This is a genomic window from Mesorhizobium sp. M2C.T.Ca.TU.002.02.1.1 (genome assembly GCF_003997225.1).
The window spans coordinates 1-4,298 of sequence record NZ_RZTO01000549.1 but is presented as its reverse complement, the minus strand read 5'-3'; the positions used below and the strand labels follow the sequence as shown (position 1 = coordinate 4,298).

Sequence of the window (4,298 nt, the reverse complement as noted above, 5' to 3'; positions counted from 1 at the left end):
GCCTCGATGGCATAGGCGATCGCTTCCGGATCGGTGCCGTCGATATGGCTGGCGTTCCAGCCGGAGGCCTGGAAGCGGGCGACCTGGTCGGTGTTGTCGGCCAGCGAGACCGGGCCGTCGATCGAGATGTTGTTGTTGTCCCAGAAGACGATCAGCTTGTTGAGCTTCAGATGCCCGGCCAGCGCGATGGCTTCCTGGGAGACGCCTTCCATCAGGCAACCGTCCCCGGCCAGCACATAGGTGTAGTGGTTGACGAGGTCGTTGCCGAAGGCGGCGTTCATGATGCGCTCGCCGAGCGCGAAGCCGACCGAATTGGCGAGGCCCTGGCCGAGCGGACCGGTGGTGGTCTCGATGCCGGCGGCATGGCCGTATTCGGGGTGGCCGGCGGTCTTGGAGCCGAGCTGGCGGAAATTCTTGATCTGGTCGATCGTCATGTCCTCATAGCCGGTGAGGTAGAGGAGCGAGTAGAGCAGCATCGAGCCGTGGCCGGCCGACAGGATGAAGCGGTCGCGGTCGGCCCAATGCGGCGCCTTGGCGTCGAATTTCAGGAAACGGCTGAACAGAACCGTGGCGATGTCGGCGCAGCCCATCGGCAGGCCGGGGTGACCGGAGTTCGCCTTCTCGACGGCGTCCATGGAAAGGAAACGGATCGCGTTGGCCATCCGATCATGTTGTTCACGCGAGGTCATGCTTCCTCCGGAAGTGGGTTGGAGTCTGGGGAGAACCCTTGGAAAAGGATGCCGCGACACATAGCAGGCGCGGCCTTTTAGTCAACAAATCGGGACGGATTTTGCCGGGCTCGTGATGGCATCGAGCGCCTTACATTAGCGATAGCGGGGGACAGTCGCGAGAGCTTTGTTGACGCGCCCTTCACCCGGCGCCTAATCTTTCCGAGGTAACGCGTTCTGAATGCGCGCGATTCGGTGATGGGCAGGGCATAGGACGAGGCCATGACCGGGGAAACGACCCTCAAGGAAGTCATCGCCAGGCTGGGCAAGGCCATGGAAGGGCTGGAAAACGCCGTGGCGGCGAAGCTCGAGCATGAGCGCGATTATTCGGAAGCCGAGGCCGAGGTGCAGCGCATGAACGCCGACCGCTCGCGCCTGGCGCAGGAGCTCGACAATTCCGAAGCGCGCGCCGAACGGCTGGAGGATGCCAACAAGGAAGTGTCGCGGCGGCTGGTGACCGCCATGGAAACCATCCGCGCGGTTCTGGACAGGTAAGGCAATGGCACAGGTCACGGTTTCCATCGACGGCAAGCAGTACCGGATGGCCTGCGACGAGGGCCAGGAAGAGCATCTGATAGACCTTGCCGAGCGCTTCGACCGCTATGTCTCGCATCTGAAGGATTCCTTCGGCGAGATCGGCGACCAGAGGCTCACCGTCATGGCCGGCATCATGGTGATGGACGAGCTCTCGGAGCTCACCAAGCGCGTCAAGGGCATGGAGAGCGAGGTGCTTACCTTGCGCAAGACGCGCGACGAGGCGCTGACCAAGGCCGACAAGAGCGACAGCGTGCTCACGACCGCGCTCGGCGCGCTAGCGCAGCGCATGGAAGATCTCGCGGCGACGCTCGCGATAAAGAAAGCCTGAGCGGCTTACCCTCTATCGGAAGTAGAAAATCCTGCCGCGGATCGCCGGTGGCGGCCAAAATTTTTATTCCGCGAGGGCCGCGGCCATCGTGCGCGGCGTTTTACCGACGCCACGATGGTGCTAGGGTTTGGCGCCGGCGACGGCCAGCCGCAAAGCCGGCTACAATTTTTCAAAAAGGGTAGGGATAGGCCATGAGTCTTCGTATCAACGATATCGCGCCGGATTTCACGGCCGAGACCACACAGGGCACCATCAAGTTCCACGACTGGATCGGCGACGGCTGGGCGGTGCTGTTCAGCCATCCGAAGAATTTCACCCCGGTCTGCACCACCGAACTCGGCACCATGGCCGGTCTCGAAGGCGACTTCAAAAAGCGCAACGTCAAGATCATCGGCATTTCGGTCGATCCGGTGTCGAGCCACGAAAAGTGGCAGGCCGACATCAAGACCGCCACCGGCCATACGGTGAACTATCCGCTGATCGGCGACAAGGACCTCCATGTCGCAAAGCTCTATGAAATGCTGCCGGCCGGCGCCGGCGAAAGCTCGGAGGGCCGCACGCCGGCCGACAACGCCACCGTGCGGTCGGTCTACGTCATCGGCCCGGACAAGAAGATCAAGCTGGTGCTGACCTATCCGATGACCACGGGCCGCAACTTCGACGAGATCCTGCGCGTCATCGATTCCATCCAGCTGACCGCCAAGCACCAGGTGGCGACGCCGGCGAACTGGAAGCAGGGCGATGACGTCATCATCACCGCCGCGGTCTCCAACGAGGACGCGATCAAGCGCTTCGGTGCGTATGAGACGGTGCTGCCGTATCTGAGGAAGACCAAGCAGCCCTCGGCAGGCTGATATTCAGGTGATCCCGGCCTGCAAATGGCGGCTTCCTGCGCTTCCGGTGCTCACGTACTTTAAGTACGATCCGCTCCGGTACTCGGAAGCCACCATTTTCGGCTCGGGCTGACCTGAATCTCAACCAGCCGAGCCGTCCAAACAAAAAGGCGGCGCCGAAGCACCGCCTTTGTTCATTGATGTCTTGAGCTTTAAGCCGCCGGCTGCGCTTCGATGGTGCGCAGCGCCTGGGTCTGGCGCTTGGCGGCGGCCTTGACCGCGTCCTGCACCTTCTCGAAGGCGCGCACCTCGATCTGGCGCACGCGCTCGCGGCTGATGTCGAACTCGGCCGAGAGCTCTTCGAGCGTCAGCGGCTCCTCGGCGAGGCGGCGCGCCTCGAAGATGCGCCGCTCACGCTCGTTGAGCACCGAGAGAGCGCCCGAGAGCATGGAGCGCCGGTTTTCCAGCTCGTCCTGCTCGATCAGCATCTCTTCCTGGCTTTCATGGTCGTCGACCAGCCAGTCCTGCCATTCGCCGGACTCGCCTTCGCTCGCCCGGATCGGAGCGTTGAGCGAGGCGTCGCCCGACAGGCGGCGGTTCATCGACACCACTTCGGCCTCGGAAACGTTGAGACGGGTGGCGATCTCGGCGATCTGGTCGGGCTTCAAGTCGCCTTCGTCGAGCGCCTGGATCTTGCCCTTCACCTTGCGCAGGTTGAAGAACAGGCGCTTCTGGTTGGCGGTGGTGCCCATCTTGACCAGGCTCCATGAGCGCAGGATGTATTCCTGGATCGAGGCCTTGATCCACCACATGGCATAGGTGGCGAGCCGGAAACCACGCTCCGGTTCGAATTTCTTCACGGCCTGCATGAGGCCGACATTGCCTTCCGAGATCACCTCGCCGATCGGCAGGCCGTAGCCGCGATAGCCCATGGCGATCTTGGCGACGAGCCGCAAATGGCTGGTGACGAGCTTGTGGGCGGCCGAAGTGTCCTGATGCTCGGCGTAGCGTTTCGCGAGCATGTACTCTTCCTGCGGCTGAAGCATCGGGAAGCGGCGGATTTCTTCCAGGTAACGGGCGAGACCGCCCTCACCGGAAACAATACTGGGTAATGATTGGGCCATGATAGCGCCCCCTCTCTCTTTGGAGTGGATGCCCCCGAAGCGGCGGGCATTCGTCACGGATGCCAAAGGCTCATCCGCGACAACCTGTATATATAGGAACAAAACCAGAAAAGACAGGCATTTGTTCAACGCTAAACAGTCTGTCACGCTGAAGTGAACAACGCCGGTCAGGTTTTTTGATGGCTGGTTTGCAGCTTGTTCGTGGCGGGTCGTTTCAAAGTTTTCGGAAGTCGCCGACGAGCTCCTCCATGTCTCCCGGTATCGGCGCTTCGAACCTCATCGTTAGATGGGTGGTCGGGTGCTCGAATTCAAGGAGCCAGGCGTGCAGGGCCTGCCGGGGAAAGGCCTTGACCTTGGTTTTCAAGGGTTCCGGCAGCCGGTTGGCCTTGGTGCGGAAGGCTTGGCCATAGTCCGGGTCGCCGATCACGGGGTGGCCGATATGGGCCATGTGGACGCGGATCTGGTGGGTGCGGCCGGTCTCCAGCCGGCATTCGACGAGGCTCGCGGTGGCGAAAGCCTGCTGTGCCTCGCCGAAGCGCTCGACGACGCTGAAATGCGTGACGGCATGGCGGGCATCGTCACGGCTTTCCGGCACCACCGCGCGGCGGACGCGGTCGGCGGCGCGGCCGAGCGCAGCGTCGATCGTGCCGGTCGGCCGCTGCGGGATGCCCCAGACCAGCGCCAGATAGGCGCGCTCGAGGTCGCCGGTGCGGCCATGGTCGGCAAAGGCCTCCGACAGGGCCTTATG

General features: G+C 62.6%; 6 protein-coding genes. 3 read left to right on the top strand and 3 right to left on the bottom strand.

Annotated features, from left to right (window positions below; translation table 11 throughout):
• On the bottom strand, positions 1-689 hold a 689-nt coding region (locus EOD07_RS24590), incomplete at its 3' end, for a thiamine pyrophosphate-dependent enzyme (protein ID WP_245470449.1).
• Positions 690-950: 261 nt separating this feature from the next.
• Here EOD07_RS24590 and EOD07_RS24585 point away from each other — a divergent pair.
• From EOD07_RS24585 to EOD07_RS24575, 3 genes are all read left to right on the top strand, one after another.
• Entirely contained in the window at positions 951-1,223 is a 273-nt protein-coding gene (locus EOD07_RS24585) for a DUF4164 domain-containing protein (protein ID WP_023763725.1), read from the top strand.
• A 4-nt stretch (positions 1,224-1,227) separates the two neighbouring features.
• Entirely contained in the window at positions 1,228-1,593 is a 366-nt protein-coding gene (locus EOD07_RS24580; RefSeq protein ID WP_040985184.1) for a cell division protein ZapA, read from the top strand.
• Positions 1,594-1,784: 191 nt separating this feature from the next.
• Positions 1,785-2,447 carry a peroxiredoxin gene (locus EOD07_RS24575; RefSeq protein WP_040985183.1) on the top strand — a complete coding sequence of 221 codons (663 nt, stop codon included), beginning with the start codon at positions 1,785-1,787 and terminating at the stop codon, positions 2,445-2,447.
• A gap of 191 nt (positions 2,448-2,638) precedes the next feature.
• Here EOD07_RS24575 and rpoH read toward each other — a convergent pair whose 3' ends face one another.
• Positions 2,639-3,550, bottom strand: coding sequence for an RNA polymerase sigma factor RpoH (rpoH, locus tag EOD07_RS24570; protein WP_040985182.1), 912 nt, complete (start codon positions 3,548-3,550; stop codon positions 2,639-2,641).
• Positions 3,551-3,764: 214 nt separating this feature from the next.
• A partial coding sequence (locus EOD07_RS24565; RefSeq protein ID WP_164772486.1) for an RluA family pseudouridine synthase occupies positions 3,765-4,298 on the bottom strand: 534 nt, incomplete at its 5' end.